Annotated in this window: 14 protein-coding genes, 1 tRNA gene and 1 pseudogene; 7 read left to right on the plus strand and 9 right to left on the minus strand. The window is 66.7% G+C overall.

The genetic code is table 11. From position 1 onward, the window contains the following. The first annotated feature begins 29 nt into the window (after positions 1 to 29). Positions 30 to 1169 carry an alkane 1-monooxygenase gene (locus ABCN56_RS07805; protein WP_343080246.1) on the plus strand — a complete coding sequence of 380 codons (1140 nt, stop codon included), beginning with the start codon at positions 30 to 32 and terminating at the stop codon, positions 1167 to 1169. Positions 1170 to 1255: 86 nt separating this feature from the next. Here the strand turns inward: ABCN56_RS07805 and ABCN56_RS07810 are convergent, their stop codons facing one another. From ABCN56_RS07810 to ABCN56_RS07820, 3 genes are all read right to left on the minus strand, one after another. Then, the gene (locus ABCN56_RS07810; protein WP_343080247.1) at positions 1256 to 2371 is read right to left on the minus strand and encodes a site-specific DNA-methyltransferase; all 1116 of its coding nucleotides are present in this window, start codon (positions 2369 to 2371) and stop codon (positions 1256 to 1258) included. An 87-nt stretch (positions 2372 to 2458) separates the two neighbouring features. After that, positions 2459 to 3094 carry a ribonuclease HII gene (locus tag ABCN56_RS07815; protein WP_343080248.1) on the minus strand — a complete coding sequence of 212 codons (636 nt, stop codon included), beginning with the start codon at positions 3092 to 3094 and terminating at the stop codon, positions 2459 to 2461. A 183-nt stretch (positions 3095 to 3277) separates the two neighbouring features. Next, a complete protein-coding gene (locus ABCN56_RS07820; RefSeq protein WP_343080249.1) occupies positions 3278 to 3817 on the minus strand; it encodes a hypothetical protein in 540 nt (179 codons plus the stop codon). A 179-nt stretch (positions 3818 to 3996) separates the two neighbouring features. Between ABCN56_RS07820 and ABCN56_RS07825 the strand changes: the two genes are divergently transcribed. Both ABCN56_RS07825 and ABCN56_RS07830 read left to right on the plus strand, forming a co-directional pair. Continuing rightward, a complete protein-coding gene (locus ABCN56_RS07825) occupies positions 3997 to 4293 on the plus strand; it encodes a hypothetical protein (protein ID WP_343080250.1) in 297 nt (98 codons plus the stop codon). After that, the gene (locus ABCN56_RS07830) at positions 4265 to 4969 is read left to right on the plus strand and encodes a winged helix-turn-helix domain-containing protein (protein WP_343080251.1); all 705 of its coding nucleotides are present in this window, start codon (positions 4265 to 4267) and stop codon (positions 4967 to 4969) included. Before ABCN56_RS07825 ends, ABCN56_RS07830 begins: the two co-directional genes overlap by 29 nt. Before the next feature lie 40 nt (positions 4970 to 5009). Here the strand turns inward: ABCN56_RS07830 and ABCN56_RS07835 are convergent. Further along, positions 5010 to 5085: transfer RNA gene (locus ABCN56_RS07835), tRNA-Arg, on the minus strand. A 260-nt stretch (positions 5086 to 5345) separates the two neighbouring features. On the opposite strand from ABCN56_RS07835, the gene ABCN56_RS07840 reads away from it, so the two are divergent. The 3 genes from ABCN56_RS07840 to ABCN56_RS07850 are packed head-to-tail and all read left to right on the plus strand — an operon-like array spanning position 5346 to position 8061. Beyond that, on the plus strand, positions 5346 to 6380 hold the full coding sequence (locus ABCN56_RS07840; protein WP_343080252.1) for a LacI family DNA-binding transcriptional regulator: 1035 nt from the start codon (positions 5346 to 5348) through the stop codon (positions 6378 to 6380). Beyond that, entirely contained in the window at positions 6380 to 7300 is a 921-nt protein-coding gene (locus ABCN56_RS07845) for an alpha/beta hydrolase (protein ID WP_343080253.1), read from the plus strand. Before ABCN56_RS07840 ends, ABCN56_RS07845 begins: the two co-directional genes overlap by 1 nt. A gap of 11 nt (positions 7301 to 7311) precedes the next feature. Next, entirely contained in the window at positions 7312 to 8061 is a 750-nt protein-coding gene (locus ABCN56_RS07850; protein ID WP_343080254.1) for a class II aldolase and adducin N-terminal domain-containing protein, read from the plus strand. A gap of 1 nt (position 8062) precedes the next feature. On the opposite strand, the gene ABCN56_RS07855 is transcribed toward ABCN56_RS07850, so the two are convergent. The 3 genes and pseudogenes from ABCN56_RS07855 to ABCN56_RS07865 form a co-directional block, all read right to left on the minus strand. Continuing rightward, a complete protein-coding gene (locus tag ABCN56_RS07855) occupies positions 8063 to 8905 on the minus strand; it encodes an alkaline phosphatase family protein (protein ID WP_343080255.1) in 843 nt (280 codons plus the stop codon). 84 nt (positions 8906 to 8989) lie between these two features. Next, positions 8990 to 9187 (minus strand): annotated as a pseudogene (locus tag ABCN56_RS07860) (ABC transporter); the annotation flags it as partial. A gap of 7 nt (positions 9188 to 9194) precedes the next feature. Continuing rightward, positions 9195 to 11183, minus strand: a complete 1989-nt coding sequence (locus tag ABCN56_RS07865; RefSeq protein WP_343080256.1) for a CocE/NonD family hydrolase — start codon at positions 11181 to 11183, stop codon at positions 9195 to 9197. Positions 11184 to 11321: 138 nt separating this feature from the next. Between ABCN56_RS07865 and betC the strand changes: the two genes are divergently transcribed. Continuing rightward, on the plus strand, positions 11322 to 12833 hold the full coding sequence (gene betC / locus ABCN56_RS07870; RefSeq protein ID WP_343080257.1) for a choline-sulfatase: 1512 nt from the start codon (positions 11322 to 11324) through the stop codon (positions 12831 to 12833). 100 nt (positions 12834 to 12933) lie between these two features. Here the strand turns inward: betC and ABCN56_RS07875 are convergent, their stop codons facing one another. Then, a complete protein-coding gene (locus ABCN56_RS07875; RefSeq protein WP_343080258.1) occupies positions 12934 to 13941 on the minus strand; it encodes a phosphotransferase family protein in 1008 nt (335 codons plus the stop codon). Next, the gene (locus tag ABCN56_RS07880; protein ID WP_343080259.1) at positions 13938 to 15143 is read right to left on the minus strand and encodes an acyl-CoA dehydrogenase family protein; all 1206 of its coding nucleotides are present in this window, start codon (positions 15141 to 15143) and stop codon (positions 13938 to 13940) included. The genes ABCN56_RS07875 and ABCN56_RS07880 overlap by 4 nt, the downstream gene beginning before the upstream one ends. Positions 15144 to 15150 lie beyond the last annotated feature (7 nt).

Below are 15150 nucleotides of genomic sequence, written 5' to 3' on the forward strand. Positions count from 1 at the left end.
TCCGCAGACGAGACATGCCCCGGACCCAGATGACAGACGCGCCCAAGATTTCCAGCCTGTCCGCCGCGCTGCCGTTCTGGCTGTCGCTCGGCTTCCTGCCGCTTGTCGCCATCGGCGCGGGGTATGGCGGCTGGACGGTGTTTCTCCTGCCCGCCTACGGCTGGATCCTCACGTCTCTCCTCGACGCCTTCCTCGGCCTCAACGAGAGAAACCCGGACCCGCTGACGCACGAGTCGGAGCTTTTCTGGTATCGCCTCATCACCATTCTCTGGTTCCCGATCGAGGCCGCCCTGATCTTCGGCCTGATCTGGTGGGTGACGCACACCGGCCACCTCGAGACCTGGGAAAAGATCGTCCTGTTCTTCGGTGTCGGCGTGATTTCGGGCGCGGTGGGGATCGTCTATGCCCACGAACTGGTGCACCAGAAGAATCGCCTCGAACGCTGGCTCGGCGATCTACTCATGGCGCTCGTGCTCTACTCGCACTTCCGAACCGAACACCTTCTGGTTCACCACCGCTATGTCGGCACGCCCCGCGATGCCGTGACCGCGCGCTACAACGAGGGGTTCCACCGGTATTTCTTCCGGGTGCTGACCGACTGCCCGCGCTCCGCCTGGAAAGCCGAACGTCAGATGCTGGCGCGCGCCGGGCGTCCGGCATGGCACCGCACCAATCCCTTCTGGCGCTACGCGGCGCTTCAGGCGGCGGCGATCGGCCTCGCGTTCTGGATCGGCGGCTGGGCGGGGACCGGCTTCTTCGTCTTCCAGGCCTTCATCGCGGTCTGGCAACTGGAGCTTACGAACTACATCGAGCATTATGGCCTGACGCGGAAGCATCTGGGCGAGGGGAAATACGACCACGTCCAGCCGCGCCATTCCTGGAACGCCGCGCACACCGCTTCGAACTGGCTCCTCATCAACCTGCAGCGCCATTCGGACCACCACTACAAGCCGGACCGCCGCTTCCCGCTCTTGCAGACCTACGGCAAGGAGGACGCGCCGCAACTGCCGCTCGGCTATCCGGCGATGACGACGCTTGCGATGATTCCTCCGCTTTGGCGGCGGCGGATGAATCCCCGCGTCCGCGCCTGGCGGCGGCAGTTCTACCCCGAGATTGCCGACTGGGGACCGTATAACCGGGGCGAAACGCCGATGCCCCGCGGATCGTGAAACGAAAAATGCCCCGCCAGCGATGAACCGGCGGGGCCAGGTACGTGCCGTGGTCAGGCCACAGGCACCGGCGGTAACCTTTGAGTTCAGTGGGGGCGCGTTTCGTCCATCTCCGCGCGCACCTGCTGGCGCAGGAGGTCGATCGGCACGAGCTTGCCGTCGCGCTTGAAGTGCCAGTAGGTCCAGCCGTTGCAGGAGGGCGCGCCTTCCAGCGCCGCGCCGACCTGGTGGATCGAGCCCTTCACGTCCGACCCGATGAGCGTGCCGTCGGCACGAACCTTGGCCGTGGCGCCACGCGGCGACACCAGGACCTCGCCCGGCCGCAGCATGCCGCGCTCGACGATCTGGCCGAAGGGAACGCGCGGTTCGGCGCGCTTGCCCTGGCTTGTCTCCAGCGCCTCGCGGTCGAAGCGCCGCACGCGGGCGATCCGCGCCTCGGCGACCTCGCGATAGGCGGCCTCGCGCTCGATCCCGATCCAGTCGCGGCCGAGCATCTTCGCCACCGCGCCGGTCGTCCCGGTCCCGAAGAACGGATCCAGCACCACGTCGCCGGGGTTGGTCGTCGCGACCAGCACACGGTGAAGCAGGCTCTCGGGCTTCTGCGTCGGATGCGCCTTGTCGCCCTGGGCGTCCTTGAGCCGCTCATGCCCCGTGCAGATCGGCAGGACCCAGTCGGAACGCATCTGCACGCCTTCGTTCAGCGCCTTCAGCGCCTCGTAGTTGAAGGTGTATTTCCCCGCCTCGGATTTGGAGGCCCAGATCAGCGTCTCATGCGCGTTGGTGAGCCGCTTGCCACGGAAGTTCGGCATCGGGTTCGACTTGCGCCAGACGACGTCGTTCAGGATCCAGAACCCCGCGTTCTGCATCGCCGCGCCGACGCGGAAGATGTTGTGGTAGGAGCCGATCACCCAGATCGCGCCATCTGCCTTCAGAAGCCGGCGCGCCGCCGCGAGCCAGTCCTTCGTGAAACGGTCATAGGCCTCGAAGTTCGCGAACTGGTCCCAGGCGTCGTCGACGGCATCGACCTTGGAATTGTCCGGGCGGTGCAGATCGCCGCGCAGCTGAAGATTGTAGGGCGGATCCGCGAAGATCAGGTCCACGCTCGCCTCGGGAAGCGAGCGCATCGTCTCGATGCAGTCGCCAGCAAGGATAGTATTGATGGGCAGCGCCGCCTGCGCGCCCTTGGTCTTTGTTACCGTCATGTCTGCCTCTGTCCCCGGCGTTTTTCCGCCGTTTCGTTATCAACAAAGATGAGTCAGACCCGATTCGGCGTCAATTTCTTTTTTGAATCAACGGGTTATAGAATTCTCTTGATACAAGATATTGTGCACCGGCTTGAACGAACGCCTATGGTGTGGGGTAACACCAAGATCTCGGAGCGCCTCCAGATGGTCCTTTGTCGGGTAGCCGGCGTTCCGCTCCCAGCCGTAGCCCGGATGCTGTTGCGCCAAATCCACCATGACCCGATCGCGCGTCACCTTGGCCACGATCGAGGCCGCCGCGATCGACAGCGACCGCGCGTCGCCCTTCACGATCGCCTCCGCCGGGCAGGCGAGATCACGGGGGATCATGTTGCCGTCGATCAGCGCGAGGCCCGGCGCCGAGGGTAGTCCCGCGACCGCCCGGCACATCGCCAGGTGACTGGCGCGCAGGATGTTCAGGCTGTCGATCTCCTCGACGCTCGCGGAGGCCACCGACACCTCGGCCAATTCCATCAGCTCCGCGAAAAGCTTCTCGCGCCGCGCAGCGGAAAGCTTCTTGGAATCGTTGAGCCCTTCCGGGATGCGGCCGGGCATCAGTAGGACGGCCGCGGCCACGACCGGCCCGCACAGAGGCCCCCGTCCTGCCTCGTCCACGCCGGCGACACCTGGTATCCCCCGCGCCAGGGCGGCTTCCTCGAGCGAGTAGTCGGGGCGGTCCGTCATGGGCGCGGGAACCTCTTCCAGGGATCGGGCGGCGCTTTGGCCGCTTCTTTCCTGTTCGAAAATATCTCCGCCCGAGGCAAGGATCTTTTCCCCCGCGCAAGAAAAAAGGGCGGGAGAAACTCCCGCCCTCAGAACAGCCACGACACACAAGGGGAAGCGGCGCGGCTACTGCTCGGTCCCGCCTTAGCGCCGGCGGGCTGCCCCGACTTTGAACCCGTGGTCGCGCAGGCAGCTCAGTCCGTAGACAGAGCGCTCGTGGCGAGGCCCTCGGATTTCGATCTCACAGGATCTGGGAAGTTTCGCGCGGATTTGGCTCCGTTCGACACAACGCTCGCCCACGACGTGCTTGACGCCACGGCGGGTGCGGATCTCGAAGATGCAGTCGCGCGGGATCACGCGGCCCTTTCCGTCGTAACGTGCGTGGCCCGGGTCCCGGCCGTGGTCCCAGTCCGGATGATGGTGGCGATGGTCCCGGTCCGGATAATCGCGGCGGTAATCCCTGTCGGGATAGGCGCGGCGGTAATCCGTGTCCGTGTAGGTCCTGGCCGTCCTTTTCTTCTTGTGGTCGTTGTCGTCGAGCTTGTCGACGATCACGCCGACGGCGAGCGCGCCCAGCAGCAGCTTCAGCGCCTGGTCTTCCGTCATTGCGGCGGCGGGGGTGGCGATCATGCTCGATAGCGCGACGGCGGCGGCGGCGATGGCTGCGGTCAGCTTGCGGGTCATGTCTGTCATCCTTTCCACTTTGTCGCGGGGTGACCGGAGATAGCTCCGCCGGTCGCGATGGGGGAACGATCGGCGCAGGCGGCGCCGACAGGCAATATCGGCGCATCGAAAGCCGATAACGCCTGTCCGGTACGAGAATGTTATTGAATAGCGGCCCGACCGCGCGCAGCTTCGGCGGCATGAAACCGCTCGCTCTCATACCGGCCGCGCTTGTCGCCGCCCTCGCCTTCGCCGCCCCGGCGCAGGCAGCCTGCTTCGCCGATTACAAGGCCAAGCGGGACGATCCGCTGCGGCTCCACTACGGGGTGGCCGAGCTTCCGGATTCGGCCTGCGGGTCGAAGAAGGCGGCCGCCGCCGATCTCGCACCGCGACTGGCAAGGGATGGCTGGACGCTGCTCAACATTCTGTCCATCTTTGGTCCTGAAGGTCTCGACCAAAGGAAAGACAGTGCCGGGCAATACTTCCTCCGCTATTGAGGCGCTGCGTTCCGGCAGCCGCGTCGTCGTCTGGGGCGTCGTCGCCGTCGTCGTGATCCTCCTCGCGGCGGCGGTCCTGCTTTTCGTCAACCTGCCCGACGCCAACGCCTTCAACGAGAGGGTGGAGCGCATCTTCGTCGAGAACGACGCCCTGACCGGCGCCGCCGAGATCCGCCTTCTCGAAATCCTCGCGCAGTCGGGCACCGCCTTCGCGGAGGTCCTGACAAGCTACCGGATGGTGATCTTCGTCCTTCTGCTCTTCTCCACCGCCCTGCTTGTCGCGGCGTTGGTGTTCCTTCTGATGATCGTGGCGCTCAATCGCCGCATGCACGACATCCGCCGCCAGGGGATCGAGGTCACATCGCTCCTCATAAGCCGGGCGGAGAATGCGGTGGTGCTGAACGACATGACCTTCGCGCTGACCCCCGCCGCGATCGAGACGCTGGCGGTCCTCGCCGAGGCGCGCATGGACGACGATGTCCTGACCGGGGCCGAGATCGAATCGGTGATCTCCGGCCGGCCGTCCCAGGATTGCGAGGAAGCCGCCGGGGCCACGCGGATCAAACGGCTGCGCGACGCACTCGGCAACCAGATGGTCGCCGAGCTTCTCGTGAAGAACATCGCGCGGAAGGGCTATGTCCTGGCCGTGGACAAGGATGCGATCCGGATGATCTGATCCGTCCACTCTGGGGGACATCGGCGTTTTGAACGGAAGGTGGCGGCCCCGACAGGATTCGAACCTGTGACCTACCGCTTAGGAGGCGGTCGCTCTATCCCCTGAGCTACGAGGCCGCTGTTCGTCTTCTCGCCCAAGGGGCGCGGCGTTGCAAGCAGGGAGCGGCGTGGGCAAGAAAAAAGGGGAGGCGTTATTTGGCCCACCGCCCCCCCTCATGGTCCAGTTACGCCTTTGGAAAGAGAGCTTGCAGGACGCGCTGGATACTGCCGTTCAAGAAAATACCGTTAGCGATAACATATCGGACTCCTACAGCTTGGACAAGCGAAACCTTTGTCGTTAGAAATTGGATTCTAGAGCCTCCGCCGAAAGGACCTCCGTGAACAAGTCGAGCCCCCCAGAACCCCGCCGGACGCTCACACTTCGCGACGTGTCCGAGGCATCCGGCGTTTCCGAAATGACCGTGAGCCGAGTGCTCCGGAACCGGGGTGACGTGTCGGAATCGACGCGCGAGCGCGTTCTGGCTGCCGCGAAGAAGCTTGGATACGTGCCGAACAAGATCGCCGGCGCGCTTGCGAGCCAAAGGGTAAACCTCGTCGCAGTCATCATTCCCTCGCTGTCGAACCTCGTTTTCCCCGAGGTCCTCACGGGCATTTCGCAGGAACTGGAGGAAACTGGCCTTCAGCCCGTCGTGGGCGTCACCAATTACTCGCCCGAGCGTGAGGAGACGGTGCTCTACGAGATGCTGTCCTGGCGGCCCTCCGGCGTCATCATCGCCGGGCTCGAACATACCGCCGCCGCGCGCGCGATGCTCGAGAACGCGGGCATCCCGATCGTCGAGATCATGGACGTAGACGGCGATGCGGTGGACAGCGTCGTGGGCATTTCCCACCGCCGCGCCGGCCTCGAGATGGCGCGGGCGATCTTGAAGGCCGGGTACCGGCGCATCGCCTTCCTCGGCACGAAGATGCCGGACGACCACCGGGCCCGGAAACGCATGGAGGGGTTCGAGGCGGGGCTCGCCGAGGCCGGGCTCGCGCTCGAGGACCGGGAATTCTACTCCGGCGGCTCGGCGCTGCTGAAGGGCCGCGAGATGACAGAAGCGATCCTGGCGCGGAGCCCGGACCTCGATTTCCTCTACTACTCGAACGACATGATCGGGGCTGGCGGGCTTCTCTACTGCCTCGAGAAGGGCATCGACGTGCCCGGCCGGCTCGGCCTCGCCGGCTTCAACAATGTCGACCTGCTCGACGGCCTGCCGGTGCGGCTTGCCACGATGGATGCCTGCCGCCACGAGATCGGCGCCCGCGCGGCGGCGATCATCGCCGGGCGAAGCGAGACCGGCCTCATTGGCGGTGAACGGGTCGAACTGACGCCGACAATCCAGCCCGGGGACACGATCCGGAGAGGCTGATGGCGGACTACGAGGCCCTGATCGACGAAGAAACCTGGGCCTTCATCCGCCTCACCGAAAGCTATTATCCGCCCGAGACCGCGACCTACCCGGTATCCCGCCAGCGCGAGATCTATGACCGCTTGTGCCGGGCTTTCCACAGGGGATACCCGCCAGGACTGCGGGTGGAGGACCAGGCCTTTGCCGGCGTTCCCTGCCGGGTCTATGGCGAAGGCCCCGCGACGGTCGTCTATCTCCACGGCGGCGGATTCGTCGTGGGCGGGCTCGAAAGCCACGACGACGTCTGCGCCGATATCGCGGACCGGACCGGATACCGGGTCGTCTCGGTCGACTACCGGCTCGCGCCCGAACACCGCCACCCCGCCGCCTTCGACGATGCCCTGGCGGCAACGCGGAGCGTGGCCGCGGAGTTCGGCGGGCCCGTCGTGCTTGCTGGCGACAGCGCCGGCGGCACCCTCGCCGCAACAGTGTCGCACGCGGCCCGGAGCGAGGACCTGGGCATCGCGGGGCAGGTGCTGATCTATCCCGCGCTCGGCGGCGACATGGACAAGGGAAGCTACCTGACTCACGCGGACGCGCCGCTCCTGACGCGCGACGACATGCTGTATTACATGGCGATCCGCCACGAGGACGGAAAGGCGCCCCGGAGCGACCCGACGGCCGCGCCTCTGTCCGACACGGATTTCTCGGCCCTTCCGCCAACCTTCATCGTGACGGCGGAGTGCGACCCCCTCTGCGACGACGGGCGCGACTACCGCGACCGGATCGTCGCCGAAGGGGGCCGCGCGCATTGCGTGGATGAAAGGGGCCTCGTCCACGGCTACCTGCGCGCGCGCCGGACCGTCGGCCGCGCCCGCGAAAGCTTCGGCCGGATCTGCGACGCCATAGCCGCCCTGGGGCGCGGCGAGTGGCCTTATTGAGGGAGAGCAGAATGAACGCAGCCCACCGCAACATCGCCCACTGGGAGGAACGCGTCGACCTTGCGGCCGCGTTCCGCTGGACCGCGCGCCTGGACATGCACGAGGCGGTGGCGAACCATTTCAGCCTCGCGGTCAACGAGGACGGCACGAAGTTCCTGATGAACCCCTTTGCGCGGCATTTCGCGCGTATGAAGGCCTCGGAGCTTCTCCTTCTCGACGCCAACGACCCGAAGACACTCGACCGCCCCGGCGCGCCTGACCCGACCGCCTGGGGCCTTCACGGCGCGATCCACCGGAACTGCCCGCACGCGCGCTGCGTCATGCATGTGCATTCGATCCACGCCACGGTCCTGGCCAGCCTCGCCGACAGCCGCCTGCCGCCGATCGACCAGAACACGGCGATGTTCTTCAACCGCTGCGTCGTGGACGAAAGCTTTGGCGGCATGGCGTTCGACAGCGAGGGGGAGCGCTGTTCGCGGCTCATGTCTGACCCCAAGGTCAAGACCATGATCATGGGCAATCACGGCGTCCTCGTCGTCGGCGACACGGTCGCGGATACCTTCAACCGGCTCTATTACTTCGAACGCGCGGCGGAGACCTACATACGCGCGCTCCAGACCGGCCGGCCGCTCCGCGTCCTCTCCGACGAGGTGGCGGAGAAGACCGCGCGCGAATGGGAGGACTACCCCTCCACCGCGGAGCATTTCCTCGCGGAGATCCGTACCATGCTCGACGCGGACGGGGCGGACTACGCCAACTAGGTCAGTCCGACAGGAAGGGCGTGGCCTTCATCGTCTCCGGCACGGGAACTCCGAGGCGGGAAAGGACCGTCGGCGCGAGCGAAAGCTGGTCCAGGAGCGTGTCGCGCGACGGTCCCGTCCCCTCGCCGAAGTAGTATAGCGCGAAGTCCTGCTGGTCCTCGCCCGCGCCGCCGTGGTGGCCACGCGAGGACTGGCCGTGGTCCGCGGTCACGATCACCTCGTAGCCCGCCTCGCGCCACATCGGGATGAAGGGCGCGAGCATCGCGTCCATGAGCGCGCAGGCGTCATCCATCTCGACGCATTCATGGTGGTACCGGTGGCCCATCGAATCGAGCGTGCAGGTATGAAGCATCCCGTAGTCCAGCCCGAACCGGCGGCAGAGGCTCGTCAGCGTCGCGAAAAGATCGACGTCGGAGGGCGTCATCTGGTTGATCAGGTTGTCATAGCCCGTCATCGTGTGGAACCGGCCGTGGTTGATGCCGGGGTTGTCGGGCTCGTCGTATTCGATGTCCCGCACGAAATCGAACGGCGCGCGGCAGAAGAATTCCGACCAGAAGGAATGCGCGACCGCGCCCGTGAGGCCGCCAGCCTTGCGAACCTCCGAGAAGACGTCGGGCTGCTTCACGCGGAAGATCGATCCGTTGGAATAGACGCCGTGGACCTGCGGCGTGACGCCCGTGTGGATCGAGGCGTAGCAACAGGCCGAGGTCGACGGTAGGACGGACCGCATCCGCCAGACCCGCGCCTCACCAGAGGCGACCCAGCCTTCGAGATTGCCGAACAGCCGGCGCCAGTTGGCGTAGGGCACGCCGTCGAGAATGATGAGCAGAAGCTTGCGGTCCATGTCAGTTTCTCCGGCCCGGCCACGGACCCCGCGTCGCCTGCGGGACCCCTGGGCGGGGTGGTTTGGGAAAGGTTGAAGCCCGGATCAATGTCCCGCGCTCTTGGTCTTGCGATGCGCGATCACGTTCTCGGGCCAGCCGCGCTTCATCTCGGGCACCGAGGACAGGAGGAGGTCGTTGCAGTCGTCGAAGGGCGGCGAAAGCTGCCTGGCCTCGGGCCCGCAGCGCACGGCCTTGCCGGGATACATGACCGCGATGGAATCGGTGATGGCCTCCCCGGTGGCGTTCGCCCTAAAGGTGGTCGCGCGGAATCGATTCTTCGACACTCCTCGACAGTATCATTCGGTCTCCCTCCCACGCCTCGAGTTCCGCCCGGAGATGGAAATTCTCCTTGTCCGACCACATCGCGCAGCGCGCTTCCGTGCGCACGACCCAGTCGCCGCGTCCAAGTTCTTCCGTCCAGTGCGCCCAGCCCTTGGCGGAAAGCGGATCGTCGGGGTGAATGTCCCATCTTTCCCTCGCCACCGATCCGGTGACGAGGCCGTGTTCGAGGTTCTCGGACGCGCCGAAATCGTCCTCGATCACGAGGCTCACCGTGCCGGTCCTCTGGTCGATCTCGGTGCGCCGCACATGCGCCGCCTCGCGGATCGCGCGTGCCTTCAGCGGCGTCGCGCCCTCCGCCTCGGGGAAGGCCGTGACTTCGCCCCCTTCCAGAACGGGAAGGTCCAGCGCACCCCCGGTAAGCGTCAGCGTCGCGGTCTCGGGCGAGGGCCAGAGCATCGGCCAATAGGCCGACGACACCGCCACGCGCAGCCGGTGCCCCTCCGGCAGGCGGTAGGCGATGTGATCGAGGGGAACCGTCACCTCGACCTCCTCGCCGGGCTTCAGCGGCACCGGATCGGCGTGAGAGTGGCGATGGGCGAGGTTCAGCACCCCCCAGGTGATCCGGGTCGAGGCTCCGTCCGGGTGGAGGTGATTGAGCCGCACGGCCACCTGAGCCAGCGGATTGTCGGATTTCAGCTTCAGCCGCAGGACCGGCGCGCCAAGTAGATCCGTCGCCGGCATGGGTCCGGAATCGAAGCAGGCCGACAACGCGTCATCCGCCCGCTGGTCCCCCGGCATCTCCGGTCCCAGCCACATCGCGCAGAACTCGCCCCCCGCCGATCCGCAATGCTGCGGCGAGGCGAGCGTCACGTCGAAATGCCCGCCCTTGCCCAAGGCGCCGCCCGGGCCCAGCGGGAGGTGCTGCGTCGAAACCTCCTTCGCGGGCCAGCCGTCCAGCGCGACCCACCGTCCCGGCCGATGGTCGTACCACGACGCCGGCCGCACCCCGTCCATCAGGTAGACACGATAGCCCGGGTCTCCTTCCGCACCGTTCTCCTCTCCCTTCAGCCAGCGGCCCCACCAGCGCAGGGTCTCCTGCAGGAACCCGATCCTCGGCTTCGGCACCGCGAAATGCGGATACTTGTGCACCCAGGGTCCGACGATGCCCTTCGTCGGCGCGGCGAGATGCTGCACGAGCTGCGGCACCGCGTTCTTGTAGCTGTCGCCCCACCCCCCGACGGCCAGGACCGCCGCCTTGATCGCGGAGAAATCCTCGCAGACCGATCCGTGCCGCCAGTAGGCGTCGCGCCGCTGGTGCCTGAGCCACAGCGCGGGCAGGAACGGCTCCGCCTCCAGCCGTTCGAGCCAGACCTCGCGCCAGTCGGGGCGAAGCGCCGGGTCGGGCGGCCGCGAGGAATAGGCCCACATCGTCGCACCCCAGCCGAGATTCTCGTTCAGAAGGCACCCGCCCTTGTAATGGATGTCGTCCGCGAACCGGTCCACCGTGGAACAGAGCGTGACGATCGCCTTCAGCGCCGGGGGCTGGAGCGCGGCGACCTGGAGCGAGTTGAAGCCGCCCCAGCTGATCCCCATCATGCCCACCGAGCCCGAACACCAGGGCTGCGCCGCGATCCAGGCGATCACCTCGCAGGCGTCGGCCAGTTCCTGGGCGGTGTATTCGTCCTCCATCAGCCCGTCGCTGTCGCCGTTGCCGCGCATGTCGACCCGCAGGCAGGCATAGCCGTGCCCAGCCAGATAGGGATGGGTCAGCGCATCCCGGACAGTCGTCCCGTCGCGCTTGCGGTAGGGCAGGAACTCCAGCACCGCCGGCACGGGATGCGCTTCGGCTCCCTCCGGCAGCCAGACCCGCGCGGACAGCCGGCAGCCATCCTTCAGCACGATCCCCATGTCCGGGATCTCGCGCACCGCGTGCGGAAACCTGGTGACTGTCTTCATGGCTCGCCTCCCTCCGCTCCATCGGAGGGAGGGCTGCCCTCGAAGTCAATGGCGAAGACGGTGCAGGCTGGTCGTTCCCGGAACAGAATGCGATTGTCGCACGCGCGAAGCAGGACGCGGCCAGAACGGAGGCGAGGCATGACGAAACGACCGAATTTTCTGATCCTGATGGTGGACCAGCTGAACGGGACGCTGTTCCCCGACGGCCCCGCAGATTGGCTTCACGCCCCGAACCTGAAGGCACTGGCTGAACGCTCCCTCCGTTTCGCGAATGCCTACACGGGCTCCCCGCTCTGTGCGCCCGGCCGCGCCTCCTTCATGTCGGGGCAGCTTCCCTCGCGCACGCGGGTTTACGACAACGCGGCCGAGTTCGCCTCCGACATCCCGACCTTCGCCCACCATCTGCGCCGCGCGGGCTGGCAGACCTGCCTTTCGGGCAAGATGCATTTCGTCGGCCCCGACCAGATGCACGGCTTCGAGGAGCGGCTGACGACCGACATCTACCCTGCCGACTTCGGCTGGACCCCGGACTACCGCAAGCCGGGCGAGCGCATCGACTGGTGGTATCACAACCTCGGCTCCGTCACGGGGGCGGGCGTGGCCGAGATCACCAACCAGCTCGAATACGACGACGAGGTCGCGCATAACGCGGTCGCCAAGATCTATGACCTGTCGCGCGGCCAGGACGACCGCCCGTGGTGCCTCACCGTCAGCTTCACCCACCCGCACGACCCCTACGTGGCCCGGCGGAAATACTGGGACCTCTACGAGGATTGCGAACACCTCATGCCAGAGGGCGAGGCGATCCCCTACGACGAGCAGGACCCCCATTCGAAGCGCCTGATGGATAGTTGCGACTGGCGCGCCTTCGACATCACCGACGAACAGGTCGCCCGCGCGCGCCGTGGTTACTTCGCCAACATCTCCTACGTGGACGACAAGATCGGCGAGATCCTGGCGGCGCTTGAAGCGTCGCGGCAGGAGGCGGTGATCATCTTCCTCTCGGACCACGGTGACATGCTTGGCGAGCGCGGACTCTGGTTCAAGATGAACTTCTTCGAAGGCTCCGCCCGCGTTCCCCTGATGATCGCCGCGCCGGGCTTCAAGCCGCGGCTCGACCCGACGCCTGTCTCGACGATCGACGTAACGCCAACGCTCGCCGACCTCGCCGGGATATCCATGGCCGAGGTCCTGCCCTGGACGGACGGCGAAAGCCTCCTTCCGCTCGCCAATGGCGAGGCCCGGACCTCGCCCGTGACGATGGAATACGCCGCCGAAGGCTCCTGGGCGCCGCTCGTCTGCCTGCGCGACGGTCCGTGGAAATACATCCGCTGCGCGCTCGACCCCGAGATGCTGTTCAACCTCGACAGCGATCCGGCGGAACGGACGAACCTCGCCGCCGACCCGGCGCATGCCGACACGCTCGCTCGCCTCCGCGCCGCCTCCGAGGCGCGCTGGAATCTCGACCGCTTCGACGCGGCGGTCCGAGAAAGCCAGGCGCGGCGCTGGGTCGTCTACGAGGCGCTTCGCAACGGGGCCTATTTCCCCTGGGATTACCAGCCGCTGCAGAAAGCGTCGGAACGCTACATGCGCAACCACATGGACCTGAACATCCTGGAAGAGGCCAAGCGCTTCCCCCGCGGGGAATGACGGGCGCCGCTTCTTCCCCTGGCACAATCACCCGCGCCGGAGGCTTTCGACGACAAGGCCGGGAGCCTCCGGCGGTCATGTTCCAGGTCGGAAGAACCCGCTAACCGTCAAGCGCGGCACGAGCGGCCCGGGCGAAGACCTTCGCAAGGTGCGCATGCTGGCCAGCCTGGGGATCGGCAGCGGTGCCCGCCTTGGCCCGCGCGGCGATGCCTTCGAACACGACCGCGAAGCGGAACAGCGCGAAGGCAATGTGGAAGGGTCCGAGGCCGAGGCCATGCCGTGCCTCGGCGCCATAGGCATCCTCGAACGCCGCCTGTTCCGGCAGCCCCATCGCGGCGAGGTCGAGCCCCCGGAGTCCGCCGTACTCGTCCGGACCCGAGTGCCAGGCGATGCAGAAATGCGCGAGATCGGCGAGGGGATGGCCGAGCGTCGAAAGCTCCCAGTCAAGCACGGCGGCGACCTCCGGGCGGGCGGGGTGGAACATCACGTTCCCGACCCTGTAATCGCCATGCGAGATCGCGGTGGCATTGTCCTCGGGGATGGCGCCCGGCAACCAGTCGATGAGGTATTCGATGTCGGCGTTGTCGCCCTGCCGCGACAGGTTCCACTGTTTCGTCCAGCGCGCGATCTGACGGGCGAAGTAACCGCCCTGGCGGCCATAGTCGCCAAGACCCACCGCGTCCGGGTCCACGTTGTGGAGCGCGGCAAGCGTCCGTGCGAGCGAGGCATACATGACCCGCCGCTCCTCCGGTTCGACGCCGGGCAGGCGCGCCTCGTGGAACACGCGTCCCTCGACCCGGCGCATGAGGTAGAACGGCGTGCCGATCACCTCGCGGTCGTCGCAGTAGAGGACCACCTCGGGCACCGGCACGCCGGTGCCGCCCAGCGCCCGCATCACCCGGAATTCCCGGTCGATCGCGTGGGCGGAAGGCAGAAGTTCCCCCGGCGGCTGTTTCCTGAGCACCAGCCGCTCCGCGCCGAGCATCAGGAAGAAGGTGGGGTTCGACTGCCCGCCGGCGACCCTTTCCACCGCGAAGCCCTCACCCCGCCCCGGCATTTCCCGTCGGAGCCAGGATTCGAGCGCGCCCGTGTCGATCTCCCCGCTCACGTCGCCACGGGCCAGGACCAGAACCCGTCCCCTTCCTTTGCGAGATGGCGGTTCAGCACCATCTTGTGCACCTCGTCCGCCCCGTCCACCAGCCGCGCCTGCCGCGCGTAGCGGTAGATCCATTCCAGAACCGTGTCGCCCGAATAGCCCCGCGCGCCGTTGATCTGGATCGCCGTGTCTGCGGCGGCGTGCAGCGTGTTCGCCACCTGCACCTTGGCCATCGAGATCTCCTTGCGCGCATAGCCGCCGCGGTCCAGTTCCCAAGCTGCCTTCATCGTCAGGATGCGCCCGATCTCGATCTGCATGGCGAGGTTTCCGAGCATCAGCTGCACGGATTCGCGGTCGGCGAGCCGCACTCCGAAACCCTCGCGCCGATCCGCGTATTCCCGCGCCACCTCGACGCAGCGCCTGGAAAGCCCGAGCCAGCGCATGCAATGCGTCAGCCTTGCCGGCCCGAGCCGCATCTGCGTCAGTTTCAGCCCCGCACCCTCTTCCAGAAGGACGTTCTCCGCCGGGATCTCCAGCCCCTCGAACTCGACCTCGCAGTGGCCACCGTGTTCTTCCGGCCCCATGATCGGGATGCGCCGCAGGATGCGCCAGCCGGGGTCGTCGCGGTGGAACAGGAAGGCCGTAAGCCCCCGCCTCGCATCGTCCGAGGTCCGCGCGATCAGGATGAAGTGTTCGGCCACCCCCGCCCCGGTGATGAACCACTTCCGCCCCGTCACCACGTAGCGGTCGCCGCGCTTCTCGGCCCTGGTCAGGATCATCGACGGGTCCGACCCGCCCCCCGGCGCGGGCTCCGTCATGACGAAGGCCGACCGCACACGCCCCTCCGCGATCGGCGCGAGCCACCTTTCCCGCTGCGCGGGCGTCGCGGCCTTTTCCAGCACCATCATGTTGCCGTCGTCGGGCGCGGCGGAGTTGAACATGATCGGCCCGAAGATCGATCGGTTCATCGCCTCGTAGGATGGGGCCATCCCCGCCATTCCAAGGCCGGCTCCCCCGCTCTCCTCGCCAAGTTGCAGGTTCCATAGCCCTTCGCTCTTCGCCTTCGCCTGCACCTCGCGCGCGAGTTCCAGCCGCACGTTCTGGTGCGCGTCGTAGCTGCCGGGGTCCGCCTCCAGCGGCAGCACGTGATCAGCCACGAAGGCGGCAATGCGGTTGCGGAAGTCTTCGGCGCGGGGGGAAAGCGTGAAATCCATGTTGACC

The organism is Ostreiculturibacter nitratireducens (assembly GCF_032670585.1).
GTDB classification, from domain to species: domain Bacteria; phylum Pseudomonadota; class Alphaproteobacteria; order Rhodobacterales; family Rhodobacteraceae; genus Ostreiculturibacter; species Ostreiculturibacter nitratireducens.

Coding starts and splice junctions, on each gene's coding strand:
- ABCN56_RS07855 (WP_343080255.1), bottom strand. CDS start 8,905: ATGGACCGCAAGCTTCTGCTCATCATTCTCGACGGCGTGCCCTACGCC.
- ABCN56_RS07865 (WP_343080256.1), bottom strand. CDS start 11,183: ATGAAGACAGTCACCAGGTTTCCGCACGCGGTGCGCGAGATCCCGGAC.
- ABCN56_RS07825 (WP_343080250.1), top strand. CDS start 3,997: ATGAAACCGCTCGCTCTCATACCGGCCGCGCTTGTCGCCGCCCTCGCC.
- betC (WP_343080257.1), top strand. CDS start 11,322: ATGACGAAACGACCGAATTTTCTGATCCTGATGGTGGACCAGCTGAAC.
- ABCN56_RS07880 (WP_343080259.1), bottom strand. CDS start 15,143: ATGGATTTCACGCTTTCCCCCCGCGCCGAAGACTTCCGCAACCGCATT.
- ABCN56_RS07850 (WP_343080254.1), top strand. CDS start 7,312: ATGAACGCAGCCCACCGCAACATCGCCCACTGGGAGGAACGCGTCGAC.
- ABCN56_RS07845 (WP_343080253.1), top strand. CDS start 6,380: ATGGCGGACTACGAGGCCCTGATCGACGAAGAAACCTGGGCCTTCATC.
- ABCN56_RS07820 (WP_343080249.1), bottom strand. CDS start 3,817: ATGACCCGCAAGCTGACCGCAGCCATCGCCGCCGCCGCCGTCGCGCTA.
- ABCN56_RS07815 (WP_343080248.1), bottom strand. CDS start 3,094: ATGACGGACCGCCCCGACTACTCGCTCGAGGAAGCCGCCCTGGCGCGG.
- ABCN56_RS07805 (WP_343080246.1), top strand. CDS start 30: ATGACAGACGCGCCCAAGATTTCCAGCCTGTCCGCCGCGCTGCCGTTC.
- ABCN56_RS07810 (WP_343080247.1), bottom strand. CDS start 2,371: ATGACGGTAACAAAGACCAAGGGCGCGCAGGCGGCGCTGCCCATCAAT.